Origin of the sequence: Marinobacterium rhizophilum (assembly GCF_024397915.1) — a bacterium.
Classification (GTDB): domain Bacteria; phylum Pseudomonadota; class Gammaproteobacteria; order Pseudomonadales; family Balneatricaceae; genus Marinobacterium_A; species Marinobacterium_A rhizophilum_A.
The window spans coordinates 3,981,560-4,006,370 of the sequence record NZ_CP073347.1; the positions used below are offsets into that span (position 1 = coordinate 3,981,560).

The following is a 24,811-nucleotide window of genomic DNA, read 5'->3' on the forward strand; positions in this document are numbered from 1 at the left end:
CCCAACTGAATCGACCACTGAAGAGAGATGATGACGGACGAACATGCTCAACCCTGTGATGACGAGCAGCCCCCCCGTAGCCGGGGTATCTACCTGCTGCCCAACCTGTTCACGACAGGGGCTTTGTTTTCGGGCTTTTATGCCGTAATTGCCGGCATGAACGGCGATTTCGTCAATGCGGCCATCGCCATTTTCGTCGCCATGGTACTGGATGGTCTCGACGGTCGCGTGGCACGCATGACCAATACCAGCAGTGAATTCGGCGCGGAATATGACTCGCTCTCCGACATGGTGTCCTTTGGCGTGGCGCCGGCGCTGGTGGCCTTTACCTGGGTGCTGGACAGCGTGGGCAAGATTGGCTGGTTTGCCGCCTTTATCTATGTGGCCTGTGCGGCATTGCGTCTGGCGCGCTTCAATACCCAGATCGGTTCGGTCGACAAGAAGTACTTTATTGGCCTGCCAAGCCCGGCGGCGGCGGCGGCGGTGGCCGGGCTGGTGTGGGCCTGTTCCGAGTTTGAAGTCTCACCGGGGCCGCTGGCCTATGTGGTTGCGGCCTTTGTGGCCAGCTGTGGCCTGCTGATGGTCAGCAATGTGCTGTATTACAGCTTCAAGGAAGTGGATTTCAAGGGCAAGGTGCCCTTTATGATCCTGGCCGGCATTGTGCTGGTGATCGGGGTCATCTCGATCAGCCCGGCAACCTTCCTGTGGCTGTTGTTCCTGCTGTACATGCTCTCCGGTCCGCTGCTCTGGTTGTGGCGCAAGCGCAAGGCGCTCTGAGTTATTGCAACTCCCGCTCCCTGATGCCGCATCGCAGTAACCCGGCCTGAGCACGGCGGCAAACCGCTTTTCAGGGTGGGTTCAGCCAGGAACTCTAGGCTCAGGGCTGACTCGCCCAGTGCCTGTAAGGCCCGGCCAATTGCTGAACTGTACGCAGGGAACGGAACATGCTGATTAAACGCACATCGCCCCTCAAGTCCTCCGAAATAACGCCCGAGTCGGTTTATGTAAATCGCCGCAGGTTCCTGCAGGGACTGGCAGGCACTGCGGCGCTGGCATTAACCGAGGGCGCAGCGGCGATTCCGGCTTACGACCTGGGCAAGGATCAGCCGCAATATCCCGGGCCCGACTGGCTGCAGGGTGCGCTGCGTGCCAGTACGCGCAACGAGGCCTTTTCCAGCGACGAAAAGCCCGCGCCCTACGGCAACATTATTACGCACAACAACTTCTACGAGTTCGGCCTTGGCAAGCAGGATCCCTCACGCAAGGCGCAGAATTTCAAAACCGATCCCTGGCAGGTCGAGATTGCCGGCGAGGTCGACAAGCCCGGCGTTTACAACCTCGAAGACCTGCTCAAACCTCATGCTCTGGAAGAGCGCATTTACCGGCTGCGCTGCGTTGAGGCCTGGTCCATGGTGATCCCCTGGATGGGTTTTCCGCTGGGCGATCTGCTCAAGCGGTTTGGGCCTACCTCCAGGGCCAAGTATGTCGAATTCACCACCCTGCAGGACCCCGAACAGATGCCCGGGCAGCGCTCGTTTTTCTCGACGCTGGACTGGCCCTATGTGGAGGGTCTGCGGATGGATGAAGCCATGCACCCGCTTACCCTGATCGCCGTAGGGCTTTACGGCAATGCGCTGCCCCCGCAGAACGGCGCACCCTTCCGCCTGGTGGTACCCTGGAAATACGGTTTCAAGAGCATCAAGTCGATCGTCAAGATTCGCCTGGTGGAAGAGATGCCGGGCACGACCTGGAACCGCGCCGCGTCGGGAGAATATGGCTTCTATGCCAATGTAAACCCGGCTGTGGATCACCCGCGCTGGAGCCAGGCAACCGAGCGCCGCCTGCCGTCATCGCTGTTCTCTCCCAACATTATCGATACCTTGCCTTTTAATGGCTACGCGGAGGACGTGGCAAGCCTGTACAGCGGCATGGATTTGCAGCAATGGTTCTGACCGGTATCAGGGGCAGCGCCCTGAAACCGCTGGCGCTCTGGTGGCTGGTGTTCCTGCTGCCGCTGTTGCCGCTGGCGTGGCTGTTTGATCAGGCGTGGAGCATGAACCTGGGGGCAGACCCTGCCCAGGCCATCGTCAAGTTTACCGGGCTCTGGACGTTGCGCCTGTTGTGGATAACGCTGGCCATAACGCCGCTGCGCCGGATTTTCCACTGGGGCTGGCTGCAGCGTTATCGCCGCATGCTGGGGCTCTACACGCTGTTTTATGCCGTGGTGCATTTGCTCGCCTTTGCCACCTTTATTCTGGGATGGCGGCCGGACCTGCTGCTGCGTGAACTCAGTGAACGACCCTATATCGTGGTGGGTTCGCTGGCCCTGTTGCTGCTGATCCCGTTGGGGGTAACCTCAACCCGTGGCATGCAGCGTCGCCTGGGTGCACGCTGGGTCAAGCTGCATCGCCTGGTATATGTGATTGCGTTGCTGGCGATGGTGCACTTCATCTGGCAGATTCGCAGCTCTTTCGAGGATCAGCTGCTGTACGGTGTCATCCTGGCTGCCTTGCTGGGTTACCGCCTATGGGTGCGACGCAGGTCATTCAAGCGCCAAAGCCGCTGAGGCCATTGCGGCCGCCGTTTTATCTATTTATTTCCTCTTTGTATTTGCACTCTCGCAAAGACTTTTCGAGACCAGACGCAGGTTGTGCATGTTCATGGCATGCCTGCGGCGGCCCACAAATCGTTTGGCGTCGGCTATACCTTTAGCATCCATTGATGATGTTAACGGGAGGTATCAAATGTCGGATCCGAAAAAACATGGCCTGTTGAAGACCGCATTCAGTGCTTTGGCGGCGATGTTCGGCGTGCAGTCAGAACGCAATCGACAGGAAGATTTTTCATCTGGAACACCGTTGCGCTACCTGCTGACGGGCGTGCTGATGGTGGCATTATTTGTCGTGGGCGTCATTTTTCTGGTGCGTTTGGCTCTTATGCTGGCGGGTGCCTGATTCGGCCTTGCATTACTGGGGGGGCTGCTATACTCACTCTTAACCAAGTGATCTGTTAGGGAAAATTCCGCATGATCGCAACACTTGGGCGGTTCTGCAGACCCTGTGAGAGGCCCGGTAATGATAAAAAGAGTCTGGCACCTGCCATGGATAGGATGGCTTGTGTCCCAGCCGGCGATAGCCGCCTGGGAAGTGAATATCACGCAGGGAGCGACCGCGATCGCGCGTGAAGTGTATGACCTGCACATGATTATTTTTTGGATTTGCGTCGCCATCGGGGTTGTGGTGTTCGGCGTGATGTTCTGGTCCATCATCCACCATCGAAAATCCCGCGGCGCTCAGGCCCGCAATTTTCACGAAAACACCGCTGTAGAAATTCTCTGGACACTGATCCCCTTTGTCATACTCATCGCCATGGCGATTCCCGCCACCGCTACCCTGATCAAGATGTACGACAGTACTGAATCCGATATTGATATCCAGGTGACCGGATATCAATGGAAATGGCGCTACCAATACCTTGGGCAGGACATCGATTTCTTCTCGTCGATGTCTACGCCGCGGGAGCAAATCAATAACGAGGCCCCCAAGGGCGAGCACTATCTGCTGGAAGTCGACAATCCTGTGGTGCTGCCGGTCGGCAAGAAAGTGCGTTTCCTCTTTACCGCCAACGATGTCATCCATTCCTGGTGGGTACCGGATTTGTCCGTGAAGAAGGATGCCATTCCTGGCTTTATCAACGAATCCTGGGCGATTCCCGAGGAGGTCGGCACCTATCGTGGCCAATGCACCGAACTCTGTGGCCGTGATCATGGCTTTATGCCCATCGTGGTCGAGGTTAAAACTCAGGCCGAGTTCGATCAGTGGCTCGCCGACACCCGCAGCGCCGCCGAGGCGCAGGCCGCTTCCGCAACCGAAGAATGGACGCTGGAGCAGCTGATGGAGCGTGGCGAAGAGGTCTACAACACCGGCTGTGCCGCCTGTCATCAGGCGAACGGGCTGGGCATTCCGGGTGCCTTCCCGGCGTTGGCCGGCAGCCCGATGGTGACAACGGATATGGATGCCCATATCGATATCGTCTTGAATGGCAAGGCCGGCACGGCGATGCAGGCCTTTGCTGCCCAGTTGAGTGCTGTCGATCTGGCGGCGGTTATTACCTATGAGCGTAATGCCTGGGGCAATGATACTGGTGACAGTGTCAGCCCGCAGCGGATTACCGAACTGCAGCAGTAGGAGGGAATCATGGACACTACGCTCAGTCCGAATATGGACGATACCGATCATGGTCACGGGCCCGCCAAGGGTATGGGGCGCTGGCTCTTTACAACCAATCACAAGGATATAGGCACCCTCTACCTCTGGTTCAGCCTGCTGATGTTCCTGACCGGCGGCTGCATGGCGCTAATGATACGGGCCGAGCTGTTTCAGCCTGGACTGCAACTGGTACAGCCTGACTTCTTTAACCAGATGACCACCATGCATGGTCTTATCATGGTTTTCGGTGCCGTGATGCCGGCCTTTGTAGGCCTGGCCAACTGGATGATTCCCATCATGGTGGGGGCGCCGGACATGGCATTGCCACGCATGAATAACTGGAGCTTCTGGATCCTGCCCTTTGCCTTTTCCCTGATGCTCTCGACGCTCTTTATGGAAGGAGGTGGCCCCAACTTTGGCTGGACTTTCTACGCGCCGCTCTCGACCACCTATGCGCCGCCGAGCGTGACCTTCTTTATCTTTGCCGTGCACATGATGGGCTTCAGCTCGATCATGGGGGCAATCAATATTATTGCCACCATCCTTAACCTGCGCGCCCCTGGCATGACGATGATGAAGTTGCCGCTGTTCGTCTGGACCTGGCTGATCACGGCCTTCCTGCTGATTGCGGTCATGCCCGTGCTGGCAGGTGTGGTCACCATGATGCTGATGGATATTCACTTCGGTACCAGCTTCTTCAATGCAGCCGGTGGCGGCGATCCGGTACTGTTTCAGCATGTGTTCTGGTTCTTCGGTCACCCCGAGGTCTACATCATGATTTTGCCGGCCTTCGGCATTGTCAGCGAGATTATTCCGACCTTTGCCCGCAAGAAACTGTTTGGCTATGCCTCAATGGTGTACGCGACCTCGTCGATTGCGCTGCTGTCATTCCTTGTTTGGGCACATCACATGTTTACGGTCGGCATGCCGCTGGCCGGCGAGCTGTTCTTCATGTATGCGACCATGCTGATCGCGGTACCCACCGGGGTGAAGGTATTCAACTGGGTGGCGACCATGTTCCATGGCTCCATGACCTTCGAAACGCCGATGCTGTTTGCGCTGGCCTTTGTGGTGCTGTTCACCATCGGTGGTTTCTCCGGCCTGATGCTGGCGATCGCTCCGGCCGACTTCCAGTACCACGATACCTACTTCGTCGTGGCGCACTTTCATTATGTGCTGGTGCCCGGAGCCATCTTCTCGATCATGGCCGGTGTCTATTACTGGCTGCCCAAATGGACCGGGCATATGCTCAACGAGCGTCTCGGCAAGGCGCATTTCTGGCTCAGCTTCATCGGCGTGAACATTACATTCTTCCCGATGCACTTCGTGGGTCTGGCGGGGATGCCTCGACGGATTCCGGACTATGCGCTGCAGTTTGCCGATTTTAATGCGGTGGCCAGTGTTGGTGCCTTTATCTTTGGCTTCTCCCAGCTGCTGCTCGTGTACAACATTATCAGTTGTATCCGTGGAGGCGAACGTGCCACGGACCAGGTCTGGGAGGGATCCCACGGGCTTGAATGGACGCTGCCATCCCCCGCGCCCTATCACACCTTTTCGAAACCTCCGGTGGTCAAGTAACAGCGGGAGAAAAGGTTGATGGATAGTCTTAGGCGCAGGAACAGGCGACTGGTATTGCAGCTGGTACTCGGTGGAACCTTCATGTTCGGCTTTGGTTTTGCCCTGGTGCCGCTGTACGACGTTTTCTGTCGTATTACCGGTCTCAATGGCAAGATTACCAACACAGGCCCTGTCGCCATTGAGGTTGCTGATACCAGTCGCGATGTGCGCGTGCAGTTTATCGGCGTGAACAATGAGGGCATGCCCTGGGAGTTCCGGCCGCTGCAGCATACGGTCTCGGTTAACCCCGGTGAAATGCGCCAGATGGCTTTTTATGCCCGCAACCCCACGGGCCGACGCATGGTCGCCCAGGCCGTCCCTTCGGTTACGCCGTCCGAGGCCGCCCAGTACCTGCACAAGGTCAGCTGTTTCTGCTTTGATCAGCAGCCGCTTGAGGCGGATGAGGGGCTGGAAATGCCGCTGCTGTTTGTTATCGACAAGAAGCTGCCAGCGGATATCAATACCATCACGCTGTCCTACACCCTGTTCGATATCACCCCGACCCTGTCCACAGGACAGGTAAAAATTGATGACACACAGAGGTCGACGCTATGAGTTCTGCTGCGTATTACGTACCGAATCAAAGTCGCTGGCCGATACTGGCCTCCATTGCGCTGTTCCTGATGGCGATCGGTGCCGGCAATCTGATCAATGATCTTAGTGCCGAGGTGGCGGGCGGCAGTGGCGTCTGGTTTTTGCTGCTGGGGTCCCTGTGTCTGATGGCGATTCTGTTTGGCTGGTTCCGGAACGTGATTAATGAAAGCATGTCCGGGCTCTATAACGAACAGATGGATCGGTCGTACCGCTGGGGCATGAGCTGGTTTATCTTCTCTGAGCTGATGTTCTTTGCCGCTTTTTTTGGCGCCCTGTTTTATGTCCGCACTCTGGCGGTTCCCTGGCTGGGCGGTGAGGGAGACAAGGGCGTTTCCAATATGCTCTGGGAGGGTTTTCAGGCGCAGTGGCCGTTGATGACAACGCCGGACATGGAAACCTTTCCCGGTCCGCAGCAGATCATCGACCCCTGGCATCTGCCATTGATCAATACGGTATTACTGGTGTCTTCGAGCTTCACCGTGACCGCAGCGCACAAGGCACTGAAACTCGGCGAGCGCAGTCGCATCGTGCTCTGGCTGGCGATTACGGTGTTACTGGGTTCCGCCTTTCTGGTGTTTCAGGCCTACGAATATATCGAGGCCTATCATGATCTCGGTCTGACGCTGCAGGCCGGCGTGTACGGCGCGACCTTCTTTATCCTGACGGGCTTTCATGGTCTGCATGTCACCCTGGGCAGCCTGATGCTGATCATTATCTGGTTGCGGGTACTGCGCGGGCATTTCGATGCTGACAATCACTTCGCCTTTGAAGCGGTTACCTGGTACTGGCACTTCGTGGATGTGGTCTGGATCGGCCTCTTTCTGTTTGTCTACATCCTCTGATGCAGCGGCAGCTGAGTGGTCAGCGATTGAGCCAGGGGGCGTTGCTGCCGAGTTCGCCGGTGTAAAAACCGTACAGCAGCACCAGCAGAAGTACGGCGCTGAAGGCAACCCGCACGAACAGCGAATTGACGGTGCGACTGGAGCGCCCCCGGTCCGTTAGCAGGAAATACAGCCCGCAGAAAAGACTGATGAGGATGGCGAGAAAGAGGACGGCAATCAGAGGCTTGAGGAACATTCGGCTAATCCGCAAAGAGTATGGCATGAGTAAAGGCGACGGGCGCTCAGGTTTCAAGTGGCTTCTGCTCTTCAGTGCCTTGCTGCTGCCGTTGCTGCTCTACCTGGGTAGCTGGCAGCTAGACCGCGCGGCGCACAAGGAGGTACTGCACAAGGCCTGGCATGATGACAGCGTTGTTGTCACAAGCCTGTCGCAGCTGACTGACTTGAGTGACACCAGCCTGTTGCAGGCACGCTTCGAAGGAACCCTTGTGCAGGATACTTGGCTCCTGCTGGACAACCGTACCCGCGACGGGCAGGCAGGTTATGAGCTGGTTGGCTTGCTGCAGTCTCCATCAGGTGTGGACCTGATGCCCGTTAACCTGGGTTGGCTCAAGGCCTCTTCAGATCGAACTCAGCTCCCCAGAATAGATTTACCCAGGTTGCCTGACACCTTTTCCGGGCGCGTACGCCGGATTCAGCCGGCCTTTACGCTGGCGGACGACCTCTGGTCGGCGGGCTGGCCGCTGCGGGTGCAGACGCTGGATACAGAGCGTTTGCAGTTGCGTCTGCAGCGACCGGTACTGCCCTGGGTGCTGGAAGTTGCCGAGCCTGTGGACAAAAACCTCACGACAGACTGGCCGCTGGCAACCCTCAAGCCGCAAAGGCACCTGGGGTATGCCGTGCAGTGGTTCGCAATGGCGGCGGCATTGGTGATTTTATTGATTTGCTATGGGCGTAACGCGCTATGTAAGGGAGCGGATGAGTGATGCGAAAAAGCACATTCTGGTGGGTGTTTGCAGTGGGAGCCGGCCCCATGTTGTTGGCCAGCTTCATGTACTTTAGCGGCGTAGGTATTCCCCTTGGGCGTACTCATCACGGCGAACTGATTGCGGATGGGCGTAATGTTAACGACTGGGCACTGGCGACGGTTGCGGGGCAGCCCTGGCAGATGTCTGAACAATGGCAGTTAATGCTTACTCAGCCGCAAGGCTGCACTGCGTGTGAAGACTGGGCTGAAAAACTGCCGAATATGCATACGGCGCTGGGCAAGGAACGCGACCGGGTCGAGTGGCACCAGGTGTTTCCGGCGGATGCCGGGAAGGGACTCATGGTCGAGGATATGTCCCGGTTGGGGGCGGCGGTCTGGGTGGTGGACCCTTTGGGCAATCTGGTGTTGAGGTATGAGCTGACACAGAATCCCCAGGCCGTGCTGGATGATCTTCGCAAGTTGCTCAAACTCTCCAAACTGGGTTAAGCCAGGAGGCCAATAATGCCACGACGCTCCCTGACTGTACTGCTGATCAATGTTGCTGTGGTGCTCGCCTTGCTGGTGGTGATGCTGGGGGGCTGGACACGTATCAATGATGCGGGCCTGGGTTGTCCGGACTGGCCCGGCTGCTATGGCCACATCGTGCTGCCAGGTTCGGAGCAGGCGCTGGCCGAGGCCCAGGCACTGTACCCGGATCAGCCACTGCTGGCGGCCAAGGGCTGGCTCGAAATGGTGCACCGCTACGCCGCCAGCAGTCTTGGGCTGCTGATGCTGGCGCTGGCCTGGCTTGGCTGGAAGCGTCGTCGTGACGGACGCTATCCCACCAGGCTCAGTATCGCGCTGTTGTGCCTGGTCTGCCTACAGGGGGCCTTTGGCATGTGGACAGTAACGCTGAAACTGCTGCCATTGGTCGTGACCCTGCATTTGCTCGGTGGGCTTGCCATCCTGTCTTTCCTGGTATTGCTGCGGTTTCGCATTCTGCGCTGGCAGCAGGCGGCGCGCCTGGCGCCGGTGCACCAGCGCCAGGGCAAGGGCTGGATAACGCTGGCGACCCTGGTGCTCTTTGGGCAGATCGCTCTGGGTGGCTGGACCAGTGCCAACTACGCGGGCTGGGCCTGCACCGACTGGCTCCAGTGCGAGCGCGGCGGCGGAGTGTCCCTCGATTTCGCGACGGGATTTACGCCTGCACTGGAAACGGGGCCGAACTACCAGGGTGGGCACATGCCGCGTGATGCCCGTGCTGCGGTGCAGATGACTCACAGGGCCGGTGCTGTGCTGGTATTGCTGGTGGTTGGAGTCATGACCTGGCGCCTGCGCAAGGCCGGCTGGCCAAGAGCGCCGCTGATTACAATTGGTTTGCTGGTTGTGCTGCAGATTGCCTTGGGTATCGCGAATATCATCTATGCTGTTCCTATCCCTCTGGCGATGGCACACCACGGCGGGGCTGTTGTTCTGTTACTCAGTCTGGTGTGGTTATCCCAGCAGGATCTCGTTGTCGACAAGGAGGCTGTTTATGCCTGTGCGCAAAGCTGTTGAGACTGTTGGTGCTCATGTGACCTGGCGGGACTATCTGGAACTCTGTAAACCTCGTGTGGTGGCGGTGATGTTGCTGACGGTTCTGGTTGGCATGGGGTTGGCCCGGCCCGAACTGCCGTCCGCTGGGCTGGTACTGCTGACGTTGCTGGGCGTTGCCATGGCGGCGGGCTCGGCGGCGGCGGTCAATCACGTCATGGACCGTCATATTGACGAAAACATGGCCCGTACCCGTGGGCGCCCATTGCCGTGCGGGAAGATGAGCGCTCAGCAGGCACTGCTGTTTGCTGCCACCATGGGTATTCTGGGTATCGGCGTTCTTGCGTTCTGGGTCAATCCCCTGACGGCCTGGCTCACGCTGCTCTCCCTGATCGGATATGCCTTTATCTATACGATGTTCCTGAAGCGGGCAACGCCGCAAAATATCGTGATCGGCGGTGTTGCAGGCGCGGCGCCGCCGCTGCTTGGCTGGACCGCCGTATCCGGTGTGCTCGAACCCAACGGTTTATTGCTTGTGCTCATTATCTTTGCCTGGACACCGCCGCATTTCTGGGCACTCTGCATCGCACGCAAGGAGGATTACATCAAGGCGGGTATCCCGATGTTGCCGGTCACCCACGGTGAGAGTTTCACCCGGCTGCAGATCATGCTTTACACGTTACTCATGATTGCGACCACGGCATTGCCGTTCCTGACGGGCATGAGTGGTCTGATTTATCTGGCGGGGATCTTCCTGCTCAACCTGCGTTTTCTGCAGTGGGCCTGGCGAGTGATGTACGCAGGCGATAACCGCCAGATACCCATGCAGATGTTTCGTTACAGCATCAGCTACATCATGTTGCTGTTTGCCCTGTTGCTGCTGGACCACTACGTCATTCTTACGTACTAAATTCTGTCACAAAGTGTCGTACTAGGATCTACACTGACAGTGGAAAAGGGCAGCTCAAGATAGGCTTGAGGTTCGCCCATATGAAGTAGCCTCGGGTATCAGGGAAGGATGTCCAGGGCTAAGAAAAAGGGGAGTGCCATATGTTCCTGCAACACATGATGGGTATGCTGTATCACCCTAAAGAAGAATGGGGCTCGATACGCAAGGAGCACTACACAACGCTGCACGTGTTTTTATCTCAAATCAGTATTCTGGCAGCCATCCCGGCTGTGTCACTGTTCATCGGCACCACTCAGGTGGGTTGGAGCTTCGCGGGTGGCAACTTCATCAAGCTGGAAGTGGCCAGTGCGCTACCGGTGGCGATCGCCTTTTACTTCGCGATGTGGGTGGCCGTTGGATTTATTGCCTACGCGATACACTGGATGGAAAAAACCTACGGTGGCAACGTGTCGATGGATGAATGTATCGTCCTGACCACCTTTACGGCAACGCCGCTGTTTCTCTCTGGTCTCGCAGGCCTGTATCCAATGCTATGGTTTAATGTCATTGTTGGCATGATTGCCCTCAGCTATACCGTTTACCTGCTGTACACCGGTGTGCCCGTGATCATGCAGATACCGGAAGATCGGGCTTTTTTCTTCTCCTCTTCGATTCTCACCGTAGGGCTCTGTGTTCTGGTGGGCCTCCTGGCTGCATCCGCCATTCTGTGGGGAACCTATATTCCACTAAGCTATACCTCCAGTTAGTTTCCAAGACAAACTCAATGCAGAGGGCGCCCGATGGGGCGCCCTTTTTGTTTGCGGGTTGCGGGAACCCTGCGGTTTTGTCAGTAAGTCTTGCTGTTAAAGCCTGCGCTGGTCGATTATTAACCAGTCTTTCCTGTGTTAAATGGTGACTGCTGTTCGTTTTTTGAACTGCTTAATGGGGCTGTCATCGGATTCGGGTCTGAATACCGCTTTTTTGCGCTTTTATGGCGTTATTTTTAAATGGGCTGTTGACTCTGATCTAGGGCAATGTAGAATGCGCACCTCGCTTAGGGAGAGCGGCTTCAACGGCCCTCAAGCAGAGCGGGCAAGTCGGAAGTAAGTGGTTGATTTTCTTAGAAAGTTAGCCGGTGTTATCGACTTGTGAGTCACTCGTTTTTCTCCTCGGCTGCGGTCGAAAATGTTGAAAAAAAGAGTTGACTTAAAACACCGAGTCGCTAGAATATGCGCCTCACTTGAGACACGGGATCAGCGGTAGCGGTCCTTGAGTCCAAGCGCTCTTTAACAGATTGATCAGGTAATTCGTGTGGGCGCTTGTCAGGATAAGGCATAAAAGCTTTATCAAGGTAAGCAACCTTCATGTGAATTCATTTAAGTTGTTTTAGCTTGAGTCAGATTTATCGATACTTCGGTATCTTGATTTTAAACTGAAGAGTTTGATCATGGCTCAGATTGAACGCTGGCGGCAGGCCTAACACATGCAAGTCGAGCGGTAGAGAGAAGCTTGCTTCTCTTGAGAGCGGCGGACGGGTGAGTAACGCGTAGGAATCTACCTGGTAGTGGGGGACAACATTCGGAAACGGATGCTAATACCGCATACGCCCTACGGGGGAAAGGAGGGGCTCTTCGGACCTTTCGCTATCAGATGAGCCTGCGTAGGATTAGCTAGTTGGTGGGGTAAAGGCCCACCAAGGCGACGATCCTTAGCTGGTCTGAGAGGATGACCAGCCACACTGGGACTGAGACACGGCCCAGACTCCTACGGGAGGCAGCAGTGGGGAATATTGGACAATGGGGGCAACCCTGATCCAGCCATGCCGCGTGTGTGAAGAAGGCCTTCGGGTTGTAAAGCACTTTCAGTGGTGAGGAAAGGGTAACCGTTAATACCGGTTGCCTGTGACGTTAGCCACAGAAGAAGCACCGGCTAATTCCGTGCCAGCAGCCGCGGTAATACGGAAGGTGCGAGCGTTAATCGGAATAACTGGGCGTAAAGCGCGCGTAGGTGGTTGAGTCAGTCAGATGTGAAAGCCCCGGGCTTAACCTGGGAACTGCACCTGATACTGCTTGACTAGAGTACGGTAGAGGGCAGTGGAATTTCCTGTGTAGCGGTGAAATGCGTAGATATAGGAAGGAACACCAGTGGCGAAGGCGACTGCCTGGACTGATACTGACACTGAGGTGCGAAAGCGTGGGTAGCAAACAGGATTAGATACCCTGGTAGTCCACGCCGTAAACGATGTCGACTAGCCGTTGGGAGACTTGATCTCTTAGTGGCGCAGTTAACGCGATAAGTCGACCGCCTGGGGAGTACGGCCGCAAGGTTAAAACTCAAATGAATTGACGGGGGCCCGCACAAGCGGTGGAGCATGTGGTTTAATTCGACGCAACGCGAAGAACCTTACCTACTCTTGACATCCAGAGAACTCGCTAGAGATAGCTTGGTGCCTTCGGGAACTCTGAGACAGGTGCTGCATGGCTGTCGTCAGCTCGTGTTGTGAAATGTTGGGTTAAGTCCCGTAACGAGCGCAACCCTTGTCCTTATTTGCCAGCACGTAATGGTGGGAACTCTAAGGAGACTGCCGGTGACAAACCGGAGGAAGGTGGGGACGACGTCAAGTCATCATGGCCCTTACGAGTAGGGCTACACACGTGCTACAATGGCCGGTACAGAGGGCTGCAACCCCGCGAGGGTGAGCTAATCTCAGAAAACCGGTCGTAGTCCGGATCGCAGTCTGCAACTCGACTGCGTGAAGTCGGAATCGCTAGTAATCGCGAATCAGCATGTCGCGGTGAATACGTTCCCGGGCCTTGTACACACCGCCCGTCACACCATGGGAGTGGGTTGCACCAGAAGTAGCTAGTCTAACCTTCGGGAAGACGGTTACCACGGTGTGGTCCATGACTGGGGTGAAGTCGTAACAAGGTAGCCGTAGGGGAACCTGCGGCTGGATCACCTCCTTAAACGACATGGCTTGTTCTGGCATAGCGTCCACACGAATTACCTGATCTTGAAGTTAAAGCACGGAGTTTTAAACCGTACGTCTGCAGTTGCGGACTGACTGTTTAAAGCTTCAATGCTTTATCGCTCTTTAACAATATGGATTCGAATTAATTCGAGATATGTCTTGTACTGTAGTACAAGCGCCAATGGCGAAAAATCTTATCGAACTCTCGTCCTTACCAGACGCCTTCGGGTTATATGGTCAAGTGACGAAGCGTGCACGGTGGATGCCTTGGCAGTCAGAGGCGATGAAAGACGTGGTAGCCTGCGAAAAGCTTCGGGGAGGTGGCAAACAACCTTTGATCCGGAGATATCTGAATGGGGAAACCCACCCAGTTTACTGGGTATCTTTTAGCTGAATACATAGGCTTTAAGAGGCGAACTCGGGGAACTGAAACATCTAAGTACCCGAAGGAAAAGAAATCAATTGAGATTCCCTTAGTAGCGGCGAGCGAACGGGGACTAGCCCTTAAGTTGGTTTGGTGTTAGCAGAAGGCCCTGGAAAGTGCCGCCATAGTGGGTGATAGCCCCGTATGCGAAAGCGCCTTATCAATGAAATCGAGTAGGACGGGACACGTGTTATCCTGTCTGAACATGGGGGGACCATCCTCCAAGGCTAAATACTCCTGACTGACCGATAGTGAACCAGTACCGTGAGGGAAAGGCGAAAAGAACCCCTGTGAGGGGAGTGAAATAGACCCTGAAACCGTGTACGTACAAGCAGTGGGAGCGGTTCTTGAGACCGTGACTGCGTACCTTTTGTATAATGGGTCAGCGACTTAATTTCAGTAGCAAGGTTAACCGTTTAGGGGAGCCGTAGGGAAACCGAGTCTTAATAGGGCGTTTAGTTGCTGGGATTAGACCCGAAACCGGGCGATCTATCCATGGGCAGGTTGAAGGTTGAGTAACATCAACTGGAGGACCGAACCGACTACCGTTGAAAAGTTAGCGGATGACCTGTGGATCGGAGTGAAAGGCTAATCAAGCCCGGAGATAGCTGGTTCTCCTCGAAAGCTATTTAGGTAGCGCCTCATGTCTCACCACCGGGGGTAGAGCACTGTTTCGGCTAGGGGGTCATCCCGACTTACCAACCCGATGCAAACTCCGAATACCGGTGAGTGCAATCATGGGAGACACACGGCGGGTGCTAACGTCCGTCGTGAAAAGGGCAACAACCCAGACCACCAGCTAAGGTCCCAAAGTTATCACTAAGTGGGAAACGATGTGGGAAGGCTCAGACAGCTAGGAGGTTGGCTTAGAAGCAGCCACCCTTTAAAGAAAGCGTAATAGCTCACTAGTCGAGTCGGCCTGCGCGGAAGATATAACGGGGCTAAGTGATACACCGAAGCTGTGGATGCCATTTATGGCATGGTAGAGGAGCGTTCTGTAAGCCGTTGAAGGGAAAGCTGTGAGGCATCCTGGAGGTATCAGAAGTGCGAATGCTGACATGAGTAACGATAATGGGGGTGAAAAACCTCCACGCCGGAAGACCAAGGTTTCCTATCCAACGCTATTCGAGGTAGGGTGAGTCGGCCCCTAAGGCGAGGCAGAAATGCGTAGTCGATGGGAAGCAGGTTAATATTCCTGCACCGGCAGTAACTGCGATGAGGGGACGGAGAAGGCTAGGCGAGCGCAGCGTTGGTTGTCTGCGTTTAAGGATGTAGGTTGGGGGATTAGGCAAATCCGGTCCCCTAAGACTGAGATCTGATGACGAGGTCCCATGTGGACTGAAGTCGTTGATGCCACGCTTCCAGGAAAAGCCTCTAAGCTTCAGGTTACTGCTGACCGTACCCAAAACCGACACAGGTGGTCAGGTAGAGAATACCAAGGCGCTTGAGAGAACTCGGGTGAAGGAACTAGGCAAAATGGTGCCGTAACTTCGGGAGAAGGCACGCTCCTGATGGTGACCCCCTTGCGGGGCGAGCTGTTGGGAGTCGAAGATACCAGGTGGCTGCGACTGTTTATTAAAAACACAGCACTCTGCAAACACGAAAGTGGACGTATAGGGTGTGACGCCTGCCCGGTGCCGGAAGGTTAATTGATGGGGTTAGCGCAAGCGAAGCTCTTGATCGAAGCCCCGGTAAACGGCGGCCGTAACTATAACGGTCCTAAGGTAGCGAAATTCCTTGTCGGGTAAGTTCCGACCTGCACGAATGGCGTAACGATGGCCACACTGTCTCCACCCGAGACTCAGTGAAATTGAAATAGCTGTTAAGATGCAGTTTACCCGCGGCTAGACGGAAAGACCCCGTGAACCTTTACTATAGCTTCACAGTGGACTTTGACATTGCTTGTGTAGGATAGCTGGGAGGCTTTGAAGCGTGGACGCCAGTCTGCGTGGAGCCAATCTTGAAATACCAGCCTGGCACTGTTGAGGTTCTAACTCTGGACCGTGATCCGGTTCGAGGACATTGTGTGGTGGGTAGTTTGACTGGGGCGGTCTCCTCCCAAAGAGTAACGGAGGAGCACGAAGGTACCCTCAGCATGGTCGGAAATCATGCAATGAGCGCAAGAGTATAAGGGTGCTTGACTGCGACACTGACACGTGGAGCAGGTACGAAAGTAGGTTCTAGTGATCCGGTGGTTCTGTATGGAAGGGCCATCGCTCAACGGATAAAAGGTACTCCGGGGATAACAGGCTGATACCGCCCAAGAGTTCACATCGACGGCGGTGTTTGGCACCTCGATGTCGGCTCATCACATCCTGGGGCTGAAGCCGGTCCCAAGGGTATGGCTGTTCGCCATTTAAAGTGGTACGCGAGCTGGGTTTAGAACGTCGTGAGACAGTTCGGTCCCTATCTGCCGTGGGCGTTTGAGATTTGAGAAGAGTTGCTCCTAGTACGAGAGGACCGGAGTGAACGAACCTCTGGTGTTCCGGTTGTCACGCCAGTGGCATTGCCGGGTAGCTACGTTCGGACGGGATAACCGCTGAAAGCATCTAAGCGGGAAGCCCCCTTCAAGATGAGATCTCACTGGGACCTTGAGTCCCCTAAAGGGCCGTTTAAGACTAAGACGTTGATAGGCGGGGTGTGTAAGCGCTGCGAGGCGTTGAGCTAACCCGTACTAATTGCCCGTGAGGCTTGACCATATAACGCCCAAGGCGTTTGGTTGCCGGCTGACAGAAAGCAGCCGGCGAAAAGCACGAGAGACAAGATTTTGAGCATTGGCAAGAGCTTGTGCTGCAGACAAGACAAAGCGCGCTTTCAAAAAGCACGCACCCTCGAATTAAGGCACGTAGTGAACAGAGAAATCTGATCATTACCAGAATCCATATTGTACAAGTTTTGCTTGGCGACAATAGAGCTGTGGAACCACCTGATCCCATCCCGAACTCAGTAGTGAAACGCGGTATCGCCGATGGTAGTGTGGGGTTTCCCCATGTGAGAGTAGGTCATCGCCAAGCATTTAATAACGGAAACCCCGGTCTCGCAGAGGCCGGGGTTTTTCCGTTCTGGATCGACGCTGGCGATGACCTTCACATGGGGCAGGTAAACAGCGCCGCTGGCGGCCGCCCTGCCATGTGATAGTAGGGTCAAAACGGGACTTGTCGAAGCGCAGCTTTGACCCGTTTTGACGACCGCGGCCTATGGGCCCGCGGGACGGCTCAAGCGCAGCGCCGAGGCGCCAAGCATTTATTCAACGAAAACGCCTCAGCCTCTGGTTGGGGCGTTTTTGTATGTGGGATTTGAAAAAAGTGTAAGGCCGCAAAAAAGCCACCTGATCCCATCCGCTCTTTATCCGCAGCACGCGCCCTGTAGTGGCCGCTCCCGAGCATCCCTGCTCTCGCGGCATTCGTGCATCCCTGCACATCAACGCGGTATCGCCGATGGTAGTGCATTGTGAGTACCCAAGGGGCATACCAAGTAGGTCATCGCCAAGCATTTATTCAAACAAGAAACACCTCAATCTCCAGTCGGGGCGTTATTGTATGTGGGCAATTTAACAGCGGCATAGTTATACAGTTGAACGGCACAGGCAATTTTTGCCAGCGATATATTGCGGGGTTACCAAGCCCACGCCAAGGGCATTAACAGCCGGGTTAGCATCCGCCGGTTGGTATGCGAGTTTATGGATGAGAGAGTGCGGATAACGGAGTCCCCGGAGCTGTTAGCCCCGGGGGAGGCGGGGGCCTGAACCTCAGGAGCGCTTTTTGACGGTGGCCTTTTCCCTGGTGGCTTCCTCCTTGTCGGGCAGTGGCACGATAAGGGTGGGGATCTTTGAGTGGCGCAACACGCTTTTGGCTACGCTGCCGAGAAAGGTGTGCATGATACGGCCTTTCTCATGGGCGCCCATGATGATCAGGTCGCACTGCAGTTCCCGTGACTTCTTGAGGATCTTTTCCGCCGGGTAGTTTTCCACAATATCGATGGAAACTATTTTAGTGCGAAACTCCTTTTCTTCTGGTGCCAGCACATCCCAGAAATACTCCTGTCGCTCATTCAGTCGCTCGCGGGCATGCTGGATGCGGTGATGAAGAAAGTCATCCCGGCTTTTGTCATTCTGTACATAGGTTTGCAGCGCAAAATGCGCATCGTCCGACAGTTTTTCAACGACATGCAGCAAATGGATATCGGCGCCGGTGGTTTTGGCCAGGTAGACGGCGTACTTGAAGGCAAAGGATGCGTTTTTCGACAGGTCGGTACAGTAAAGAATCGTCTTGAATTCAGGCAGCATGGTATTTACCTCGGGTTCTTCGATATGCCGTTTAAGAGGCCCATGCCAGATTCGGCACGGGCCTCGTCCATACAGGTCAGTACCCCAGTAATCTTGGCAGGAAGAGGGTCAGATCCGGGAAGAAGGCGATGATAAACACACCCACAATGGAGGCAAACGCAAAGGGTAGGGCCCGCAGCGAGATTTCCTCGATAGAAGTCCCGGAGATGCCGGAGGCGATAAACAGGTTCTCTCCCAGTGGCGGCGTTTGAAAACCAATGCCCAGACAGCAGACCACAACGATACCGAAGTGGATCGGGTCGATCCCCAGGCTATAGGCGATGGGCAACAGCACCGGTGTCAGGATCATGATGGCGGCCAGGGTCTCCATGAACATGCCGACAAATAGCAGGAAGGCGATGATCATGGCCCAGATCAGGTACAGGCTGTCGGTAATGCTGAGCATGGCTTCGGCGACAATGGCGGGGATCTGGTTCTCAACCAGCAGGCGCCCAAACACGGTGGCGGTGAACAGGATAAGCAGCACACGCCCGCTGAGCCAGGTGGTGGTTTCCAGCGAGTGGAAAATGCTTTCGAGCTTGAGCTCCTTGTGGATGAACACGCCCACGAACAGGGTGTAGAAGATCGCAACAATCGCGGATTCGGTCGGGGTAAAGAAGCCGGTGTAGATACCGCCCAGGATAACCAGCGGTGCCAGGATAGACCAGAAACCGTCTTTGAAGGCTTTCTTGATCAGTTCGGATGACCAGCCATCGCTGGTGCCGTGGTAGCCACGTCGTTTGCAGCTCACGTAATTCATGACCAGCAGGGTGGTGGCAATGATCAGACCGGGGGCAAAGCCTGCTATAAAGAGCTTGGGGATCGAGACCGTCTGGAACTCGCCAAACTTGGCAACGGCTTCCGGCGGGGCGACCATGCCGATGGCCGAGATACCGAAGATGACCATGGGAATCGAGGGCGGGATAATAATCCCCAGGCTACCGGCTGATGCCGTGATAGCCGAGGCATAGCCCTTGTCGTAGCCGCGCTTGACCATGGCGGGGATCATCAGCATGCCAACAGCCGCGGTGGTTGCAGGCCCTGAGCCTGATATGGCGCCAAAGAACATGCAGGCTAGCACCGCTGCAGCCGAGATACCGCCGGTTACAGGCCCTGCAAAGCTCTCTGCCAGGTTGACCAGGCGGCGGGAAATGCCGGCGGCTTCCATCAAGGCTCCGGCGAGGATAAAGGCCGGCAGTGCCATCAGCGGGAAAGAACCGACGGAAGTAAAAGCGATCTGGACAAACTTGATCGGGTTCTCGTCCAGATAAATAAAGGATACCAGGGCCGAAACCCCCAGGGCCACCGTGATGGGGGCGCCCAATAGTAGCAGGCCAATAAAGCTGCCAAACAAAATGACGACGATGGAAGATTCAACCATTACCAGCTCCTGACCTAGACGGCTTTATTATTCTGATTGTCTGAGTCCATCAGCTTTTCGACTTCGAGTGACTCGGGATCTCGAATATCAATGCCTTTGATCAGCTTGTAATAATTCACCTGAAGTATGCGAATGGTCATCAGGCTGAACGCGATCGGAAGAATCAGGTAAATGTATTTCATGGGTACGCCCAGGGTCTGGGACTTCCAGAACAGGTTCATCTTGTTGAATACAAAGTCGTAACTCAGGTAAACGAAGTAGCAATTGAAGCAGACCCAGATAAGGTCTGAAATGGCTTCCATAACGACGCCGACCTTGGGTGGCAGGAGCTTGAACTGGAAGGTCACGCGGTTGTGGGCAGACAGCTTTGCCGCATAGCTGGCGCCAAAAAAAACAAACCAGACAAACATGTAGGTCGACAGCTCTTCGGTCCAGGAGAGCGAGTGTTCGAACAGCTCCCGGGAAATAATCTGCAGGAAAAGCAGTATAACGAATACGGAAAGGAGAGTTCGGCAGATGTAACTCTCGATATTGCCGAGAATCTTGTATAGAGCCGTGGCTTTTGCCATCGTGGGTTCTCCTGATAGTGCAGTGTCGCCCTGCACTGGAACTTGCGGATAAAGCCGGAAGGCTGCCTGACAACGGCGGGTCATGGTGTATTGACCTGCGTCCCAGACAGCCTTCTGGTGGAAACCGATACGTCGTGCGGCCCCCGTCGGGGGGCTGCCTGAATGGGTCAGATTTCGTCGCGGCCCAGTGATTTCAGTACGTTGTTAAGAACGTCCTTGCCGCCGATGCTGTCGACATACTTTGGCCAGACCTTGCTTGTGGCAAGGTCAATCCATTCTTTCTCGCCGTCAGCCGGATCGGCGATTACCATGCCTTTCTCGGTCAGTTCCGCCTTGATCTTGCTTTCCTGATCAAGCAGGAACTGTGCGCTGTGCGCGGTTGCAGCCTTGCCGGCTTCCAGGATGGCTGCTTGGTCTTCGGCGGACTGGTCCTGGAACACGGATTCACTAACGATCAGCGGCTCGATGGAGAACAGGTAGCGCAGGTTGGTGACGTACTTCTGTACCTCATCAAATTTCATCGCGTGCACGGTGATGTAGGGATTGTCCTGCCCATCCACAACGCCCTGCTGCAGCGCGGTGAAGGTCTCGGACCAGGCCATGGGTGTGGCATTGATACCCCAGGCTTTATAGGTATCGAGCATGATTTCGTTCTTGGGCACACGCACCACAACGTCTTTCAGGTCCGCGGGGGTTGTGACCGGGTGCTTGGAGTTGGTCAGCACGCGAAAGCCGGAATAGGCCCAGCCGATAATGCGCACGCCGGCATCGCGCAGGGTGTTTTCAACCAGCTGCTCACCGACAGGGCCCTGGGTCAGGGTAACGGCATCATCCAGGCTCTGGATCATGTAGGGTAGGGTCAGGGCACCAACGGTGGGAGAGAAGGGGGTAACGTTGTTGATGGCGAGGATGGAGAAGTCGAGGGTGCCGATCGAGGCGTCGTTCACGGTGTCCTGTTCGCTGCCGAGCTGGCCGTTCATGAACAGTTTGGCGTCGTGCTTGCCGCCGGTTTTTTCCATCAGTACTTCATTGAACTTCTTGCCGAGCTCATGCTGAGTGCCACCTGCGGCATCGCCTACCGCCACCTTGAAGGTTTTGGCTTGGGCCATTCCACTCACCACCACCGAGACCGCGAGGCAGAGTGACAGGGATAGAACTTTCGTCGCCTTGTTCTTGATATTCATGTATAGCTCCGATTTGGATCCATCAACAAGTTCTGGATTGTTATTATTCTAGTCGGCACTCTGGGCGCGAGGCGCCTTCAGTGCTCGTCAAGGCATTTATCCATGCCCTGAACGCCTGACCGTGACGGCAGGCGGTCGTTTTATATTCAACGTTGCCAATGGGATTGTTTAGGGCCACTTCAGATCCATGGCTGGGGCCAAGGGAAAGGAGGCTGAATGGGTCAAGGTTGAAACGGAGATACTGCGGCGGGAACAGCCCTCTAGAGGTTGTATTCAGGCGAATATGGCAAGCAGGAATATGAGAGGATAAAAGGGCTGGCGCCAGCCCTTTTGTGAACGCTGTTGAAGTGTCGGCAGCAGGCGATCTGCGCCCTGTACGGGCTGGTGCAGGCCGCTCAGCGGCGCCTGCCCCGGGCGATCAGCTGCAGCACCTCATCGAACACGGCGTTGTCCAGGCGATGCTCCAGGTCCAGTTGCAGCTGATGACGGTAGTAGGTGCTCAGATCCAGCCCCACGCCCAGGGCATAGAGTTCCATATCGCCGCGAGCTTCAATCTGCCCCACCACCTGGCGCAGGTGGGTATCCAGGACATCGTCGCTGTTGGAGTGCAGGGTGGCGCTGTCCATCGGGCAGCCATCGGAAATGACGATGACAATACGCCGCTCCTCCCGTCTTGCCTGCAGGCGGCTGAGGGTCCACAGCAGTGCCTCGCCATCCACGCCTTCGCGGAACAAGTCGGGTTTCAGCAGGGCGGCCATGGACGTGCGTGCACGCCGCCAGGGGGTATCCGCATCCTTGTAAACGATGTGGTTCAACTCGTTGAGCCGGCCCGGATTGGCAGGCTTGCCTCGACCGAGCCATTGCTTCATGGGCCGGCCACCATTCCAGTGGCCGGTGGTGAATCCCAGCACTTCGGTGCTGGCACCGGCCTGCTCCAGCGCCCGGGAGAAGACATCAACCAGCATGGCGATGGATTCGATATGAGCCTTCATGGAACCCGAGTTGTCGATCAGGAAGGTTACCAGGCAGTTGCTGTGAGGCTGATGGCGTTCCTGGCGGAACAGTTGTCGGTAGCCTGGTGTCGTGACCAGGCGGGAAAGACGGCGGGCGTCGAGCCGGCCTTCCTCCAGTCCGAATTCCCAGCCGTCGCGCTCCGGCGCCGACAGAATGCGTGCCAGCTTGCGTGCCAGGCGCGGCACGTTAAGCCCCTGGGCGCGAATGCGGGTATCGAGGGTCTCGCGCAGGTCCTTCAGCAGTTCGGCGCGCACCAGCTTGCCGGCCTGGAGCACACGATCATACTGGGTGCTGAAGATGCGGTAGGCCGGGGCAGCCTCGGCCAGTTCTCGGCCACTGGCAGCGACAGACTGCCCGCCCAGTTCGCCGTCTTCGCCTTCGAGTTCCAGCAAAAGGCTGAAATTCTGGTGGCTGTTCTCGCTGATTTCAGAGGCGTCGCGCTCTTCGTTCAGGGCCATTTCCTGGTTCAGCGTATCGATCATGTCCTGTATCACCGCGGCGATCGCCAGGGCATGTTCGGCAAAGGCCTGCTGGTCGTGGCGGGTGCGGCGCAGCAGGCCAAAGTGCGCGCCGATTTGCCGCCCCAGGGAGACGCGGGGCGCCTCGATCAGCATTTCGGACTCTTCGCTCACCGGGTTGCCGCTGAGCAGTGCCCAGGTCATCTGGGTGAGCGTATAGAGCATCAGGCCGATATGGTTTTCGGTCTGCCCCGTGGCATGGAACTGGGCGCTCCAGGCACTGAAACGGTGTTTCAGGTTGGCGCGCACCCCCGGGTGGTGATCCTCCACCAGCGACTCGACCCGCAGTTGCTCCAGCATTTCGAACACCAGCCGAGCAATGGGCGCGGCGGGCTTTAGGCGCTCGTGCAGGCGACGATCATTGTGCTGCAGCCGTAGCGCAATGCCATCGGCGGCGCCGCGAAAAGACGGGAAGTCGTCCCGCTCAAGGTCCGTGAGCAGATGGGGTACGCGCACCGGATAGGCCTTGCCGTCGATTTCGAGCCGGCGGCCACGAAAGCGCAGGTTGCGGATGCCGGCCTCTGCACGCATGGCGGCGCCGCTGAGTTCTTCAACCTGCTGCTGCTTGCGCTCAAGCCTGGGGGCGTCGCTGCTCTTTTCCGCAGGTTGGGACGCCAGTTGCGGTGGCTGCTCCGGATGCCAGGCGGTGAGCGGTTTGTTGAAGCCGCTTTGAGTCATGGCTACCTCAGCTGGATGCGTGCAGCAGATAGGATTCCGCCAGTTCCTGATTGAAGCAGCGCTGGAAGTACTCGGCGACAATCGGCCGCTCGGCTTCATCGCACTTGTTCAGGAATGACAGCCGGAACGAGCGGGAAATATCGTGGAATATTTCATTGTTCTCGGCCCAGGAGATCACCGTACGGGGCGACATCAGGGTCGAAACATCGCCGCTGGCAAAGCCTTTGCGGGTGAGTTCGGCCACGGCCACCATGGCGGCCACCTGCTTGTGTCCGGCTTCGGTGGCGAAGGAGGGCACCCGCGCCTGCACGATGGCAATTTCGTCTTCGCGGGGCAGGTAGTTGAGGGTGGCGACAATGTTCCAGCGGTCGATCTGGGCCTGGTTGAGCACCTGGGTGCCGTGGTAGAGACCGTTGAGGTTGCCAAGGCCCACGGTGTTGGCGGTGGCGAACAGGCGAAAGTAGGGGTGCGGATGGATGACTTCGTTCTGATCCAGCAGGGTGAACTTGCCGTCACGCTCCAGGATGCGCTGGATCACGAACATCACATCCGGGCGGCCGGCGTCGAATTCGTCAAAAATCAGTGCCACGGGGCGGCGCAGCGCCCAGGGCACGATACCTTCCTGGAACTCGGTCACCTGCTTGCCATCGCGCAGGCTGATGGTGTCCTTGCCTACCAGGTCCAGCCGACTGATATGGCCGTCCAGGTTGACCCGTACGCAGGGCCAGTTCAGCCGTGCAGCCACCTGCTCGATATGGGTGGACTTGCCGGTGCCGTGCAGCCCCTGGATCATGACGCGGCGATCCTGGGTGAAGCCTGCCAGGATGGCGAGGGTCACGTCTTCATTGAATTTGTAGGCCGGATCGATTTCCGGCACATGGTCGTCACGTTCGGTAAAGGCGGGTACGCGCAGGTCCGAGTTGATACCAAAGCGCTCCCGCACAGAAACCATGGTGTCGGGTTGTTCAATGAGCATCGTCTCGGTCATCAGTTCTGCCTCAGGTTAAACACTGCCAATTCAACACAGCACATCCGGGGGCTGCGATGCGAGCAGGCGGATGCTGGATAAAATCAGTGTAATGGAGGCCGCGCCTGCGGGGA

At 56.4% G+C, this 24,811-nt stretch carries 20 protein-coding genes and 3 rRNA genes; 16 read left to right on the forward strand and 7 right to left on the reverse strand.

Features of this window, described 5'->3' with window-relative positions; all coding sequences use genetic code 11:
• Positions 1 to 30: 30 nt before the first annotated feature.
• From pssA to KDW95_RS18015, 8 genes are all read left to right on the forward strand, one after another.
• Positions 31 to 777 (forward strand): CDP-diacylglycerol--serine O-phosphatidyltransferase, encoded by a 747-nt coding sequence (pssA, locus tag KDW95_RS17980; protein WP_255853160.1) that lies wholly within the window; start codon positions 31 to 33, stop codon positions 775 to 777.
• 167 nt (positions 778 to 944) lie between these two features.
• Entirely contained in the window at positions 945 to 1,952 is a 1,008-nt protein-coding gene (msrP, locus tag KDW95_RS17985; RefSeq protein WP_255853161.1) for a protein-methionine-sulfoxide reductase catalytic subunit MsrP, read from the forward strand.
• Positions 1,943 to 2,566, forward strand: coding sequence for a sulfite oxidase heme-binding subunit YedZ (locus KDW95_RS17990; protein ID WP_255853162.1), 624 nt, complete (start codon positions 1,943 to 1,945; stop codon positions 2,564 to 2,566). The genes msrP and KDW95_RS17990 overlap by 10 nt, the downstream gene beginning before the upstream one ends.
• A gap of 178 nt (positions 2,567 to 2,744) precedes the next feature.
• Positions 2,745 to 2,954 (forward strand): DUF2970 domain-containing protein, encoded by a 210-nt coding sequence (locus tag KDW95_RS17995; RefSeq protein WP_255853163.1) that lies wholly within the window; start codon positions 2,745 to 2,747, stop codon positions 2,952 to 2,954.
• A 120-nt stretch (positions 2,955 to 3,074) separates the two neighbouring features.
• On the forward strand, positions 3,075 to 4,187 hold the full coding sequence (gene coxB / locus KDW95_RS18000) for a cytochrome c oxidase subunit II (protein WP_255853164.1): 1,113 nt from the start codon (positions 3,075 to 3,077) through the stop codon (positions 4,185 to 4,187).
• 9 nt (positions 4,188 to 4,196) lie between these two features.
• Positions 4,197 to 5,786, forward strand: a complete 1,590-nt coding sequence (ctaD, locus tag KDW95_RS18005; protein ID WP_255853165.1) for a cytochrome c oxidase subunit I — start codon at positions 4,197 to 4,199, stop codon at positions 5,784 to 5,786.
• A gap of 18 nt (positions 5,787 to 5,804) precedes the next feature.
• The gene (locus KDW95_RS18010; RefSeq protein ID WP_255853166.1) at positions 5,805 to 6,380 is read left to right on the forward strand and encodes a cytochrome c oxidase assembly protein; all 576 of its coding nucleotides are present in this window, start codon (positions 5,805 to 5,807) and stop codon (positions 6,378 to 6,380) included.
• The gene (locus KDW95_RS18015) at positions 6,377 to 7,261 is read left to right on the forward strand and encodes a cytochrome c oxidase subunit 3 (protein ID WP_255853167.1); all 885 of its coding nucleotides are present in this window, start codon (positions 6,377 to 6,379) and stop codon (positions 7,259 to 7,261) included. Before KDW95_RS18010 ends, KDW95_RS18015 begins: the two co-directional genes overlap by 4 nt.
• Positions 7,262 to 7,280: 19 nt before the next feature.
• Here KDW95_RS18015 and KDW95_RS18020 read toward each other — a convergent pair whose 3' ends face one another.
• Positions 7,281 to 7,496, reverse strand: coding sequence for a twin transmembrane helix small protein (locus tag KDW95_RS18020; protein ID WP_255853168.1), 216 nt, complete (start codon positions 7,494 to 7,496; stop codon positions 7,281 to 7,283).
• 25 nt (positions 7,497 to 7,521) lie between these two features.
• On the opposite strand from KDW95_RS18020, the gene KDW95_RS18025 reads away from it, so the two are divergent.
• The 8 genes from KDW95_RS18025 (at position 7,522) to rrf (ending at position 17,056) form a co-directional block, all read left to right on the forward strand.
• Positions 7,522 to 8,244, forward strand: a complete 723-nt coding sequence (locus KDW95_RS18025) for an SURF1 family protein (protein WP_255853169.1) — start codon at positions 7,522 to 7,524, stop codon at positions 8,242 to 8,244.
• Positions 8,241 to 8,732 (forward strand): hypothetical protein, encoded by a 492-nt coding sequence (locus tag KDW95_RS18030; protein ID WP_255853170.1) that lies wholly within the window; start codon positions 8,241 to 8,243, stop codon positions 8,730 to 8,732. The genes KDW95_RS18025 and KDW95_RS18030 overlap by 4 nt, the downstream gene beginning before the upstream one ends.
• A gap of 15 nt (positions 8,733 to 8,747) precedes the next feature.
• Positions 8,748 to 9,782 carry a COX15/CtaA family protein gene (locus KDW95_RS18035; protein WP_255853171.1) on the forward strand — a complete coding sequence of 345 codons (1,035 nt, stop codon included), beginning with the start codon at positions 8,748 to 8,750 and terminating at the stop codon, positions 9,780 to 9,782.
• Positions 9,760 to 10,668 (forward strand): heme o synthase, encoded by a 909-nt coding sequence (gene cyoE, locus KDW95_RS18040; RefSeq protein WP_255853172.1) that lies wholly within the window; start codon positions 9,760 to 9,762, stop codon positions 10,666 to 10,668. Before KDW95_RS18035 ends, cyoE begins: the two co-directional genes overlap by 23 nt.
• 140 nt (positions 10,669 to 10,808) lie before the next feature.
• Complete coding sequence (locus KDW95_RS18045; protein ID WP_255853173.1) at positions 10,809 to 11,414, forward strand: Yip1 family protein; 606 nt, start codon at positions 10,809 to 10,811, stop codon at positions 11,412 to 11,414.
• 662 nt (positions 11,415 to 12,076) lie between these two features.
• Positions 12,077 to 13,613: ribosomal RNA gene (locus KDW95_RS18050) — 16S ribosomal RNA — on the forward strand.
• A gap of 240 nt (positions 13,614 to 13,853) precedes the next feature.
• Positions 13,854 to 16,741, forward strand: a 23S ribosomal RNA gene (locus KDW95_RS18055).
• 199 nt (positions 16,742 to 16,940) lie between these two features.
• A 5S ribosomal RNA gene (gene rrf / locus KDW95_RS18060) occupies positions 16,941 to 17,056 on the forward strand.
• The 16S, 23S and 5S rRNA genes sit together here, the layout of an rRNA operon.
• Before the next feature lie 734 nt (positions 17,057 to 17,790).
• On the opposite strand, the gene KDW95_RS18065 is transcribed toward rrf, so the two are convergent.
• The 6 genes from KDW95_RS18065 to KDW95_RS18090 all read right to left on the reverse strand — a co-directional run bounded on the left by KDW95_RS18065 (position 17,791) and on the right by KDW95_RS18090 (position 24,698).
• The gene (locus tag KDW95_RS18065) at positions 17,791 to 18,327 is read right to left on the reverse strand and encodes a universal stress protein (protein ID WP_255853174.1); all 537 of its coding nucleotides are present in this window, start codon (positions 18,325 to 18,327) and stop codon (positions 17,791 to 17,793) included.
• Positions 18,328 to 18,403: 76 nt separating this feature from the next.
• A complete protein-coding gene (locus KDW95_RS18070) occupies positions 18,404 to 19,747 on the reverse strand; it encodes a TRAP transporter large permease (RefSeq protein ID WP_255853175.1) in 1,344 nt (447 codons plus the stop codon).
• 14 nt (positions 19,748 to 19,761) lie between these two features.
• Positions 19,762 to 20,316 carry a TRAP transporter small permease gene (locus tag KDW95_RS18075; RefSeq protein ID WP_255853176.1) on the reverse strand — a complete coding sequence of 185 codons (555 nt, stop codon included), beginning with the start codon at positions 20,314 to 20,316 and terminating at the stop codon, positions 19,762 to 19,764.
• 167 nt (positions 20,317 to 20,483) lie between these two features.
• The gene (locus tag KDW95_RS18080; RefSeq protein WP_255853177.1) at positions 20,484 to 21,500 is read right to left on the reverse strand and encodes a TRAP transporter substrate-binding protein; all 1,017 of its coding nucleotides are present in this window, start codon (positions 21,498 to 21,500) and stop codon (positions 20,484 to 20,486) included.
• Between the two features lie 395 nt (positions 21,501 to 21,895).
• Positions 21,896 to 23,710 carry a cobaltochelatase CobT-related protein gene (locus KDW95_RS18085; RefSeq protein ID WP_255853178.1) on the reverse strand — a complete coding sequence of 605 codons (1,815 nt, stop codon included), beginning with the start codon at positions 23,708 to 23,710 and terminating at the stop codon, positions 21,896 to 21,898.
• A 7-nt stretch (positions 23,711 to 23,717) separates the two neighbouring features.
• Positions 23,718 to 24,698 (reverse strand): AAA family ATPase, encoded by a 981-nt coding sequence (locus tag KDW95_RS18090; protein WP_255853179.1) that lies wholly within the window; start codon positions 24,696 to 24,698, stop codon positions 23,718 to 23,720.
• Positions 24,699 to 24,811: the final 113 nt, after the last annotated feature.

Coding starts and splice junctions, on each gene's coding strand:
- KDW95_RS18070 (WP_255853175.1), bottom strand. CDS start 19,747: ATGGTTGAATCTTCCATCGTCGTCATTTTGTTTGGCAGCTTTATTGGC.
- msrP (WP_255853161.1), top strand. CDS start 945: ATGCTGATTAAACGCACATCGCCCCTCAAGTCCTCCGAAATAACGCCC.
- coxB (WP_255853164.1), top strand. CDS start 3,075: ATGATAAAAAGAGTCTGGCACCTGCCATGGATAGGATGGCTTGTGTCC.
- KDW95_RS18025 (WP_255853169.1), top strand. CDS start 7,522: ATGAGTAAAGGCGACGGGCGCTCAGGTTTCAAGTGGCTTCTGCTCTTC.
- KDW95_RS18020 (WP_255853168.1), bottom strand. CDS start 7,496: ATGTTCCTCAAGCCTCTGATTGCCGTCCTCTTTCTCGCCATCCTCATC.
- KDW95_RS18035 (WP_255853171.1), top strand. CDS start 8,748: ATGCCACGACGCTCCCTGACTGTACTGCTGATCAATGTTGCTGTGGTG.
- cyoE (WP_255853172.1), top strand. CDS start 9,760: ATGCCTGTGCGCAAAGCTGTTGAGACTGTTGGTGCTCATGTGACCTGG.
- KDW95_RS18085 (WP_255853178.1), bottom strand. CDS start 23,710: ATGACTCAAAGCGGCTTCAACAAACCGCTCACCGCCTGGCATCCGGAG.
- KDW95_RS18065 (WP_255853174.1), bottom strand. CDS start 18,327: ATGCTGCCTGAATTCAAGACGATTCTTTACTGTACCGACCTGTCGAAA.
- KDW95_RS18075 (WP_255853176.1), bottom strand. CDS start 20,316: ATGGCAAAAGCCACGGCTCTATACAAGATTCTCGGCAATATCGAGAGT.
- KDW95_RS18080 (WP_255853177.1), bottom strand. CDS start 21,500: ATGAATATCAAGAACAAGGCGACGAAAGTTCTATCCCTGTCACTCTGC.
- KDW95_RS18010 (WP_255853166.1), top strand. CDS start 5,805: ATGGATAGTCTTAGGCGCAGGAACAGGCGACTGGTATTGCAGCTGGTA.
- KDW95_RS17995 (WP_255853163.1), top strand. CDS start 2,745: ATGTCGGATCCGAAAAAACATGGCCTGTTGAAGACCGCATTCAGTGCT.
- ctaD (WP_255853165.1), top strand. CDS start 4,197: ATGGACACTACGCTCAGTCCGAATATGGACGATACCGATCATGGTCAC.
- KDW95_RS18090 (WP_255853179.1), bottom strand. CDS start 24,698: ATGACCGAGACGATGCTCATTGAACAACCCGACACCATGGTTTCTGTG.
- pssA (WP_255853160.1), top strand. CDS start 31: ATGACGGACGAACATGCTCAACCCTGTGATGACGAGCAGCCCCCCCGT.
- KDW95_RS18045 (WP_255853173.1), top strand. CDS start 10,809: ATGTTCCTGCAACACATGATGGGTATGCTGTATCACCCTAAAGAAGAA.
- KDW95_RS18015 (WP_255853167.1), top strand. CDS start 6,377: ATGAGTTCTGCTGCGTATTACGTACCGAATCAAAGTCGCTGGCCGATA.
- KDW95_RS17990 (WP_255853162.1), top strand. CDS start 1,943: ATGGTTCTGACCGGTATCAGGGGCAGCGCCCTGAAACCGCTGGCGCTC.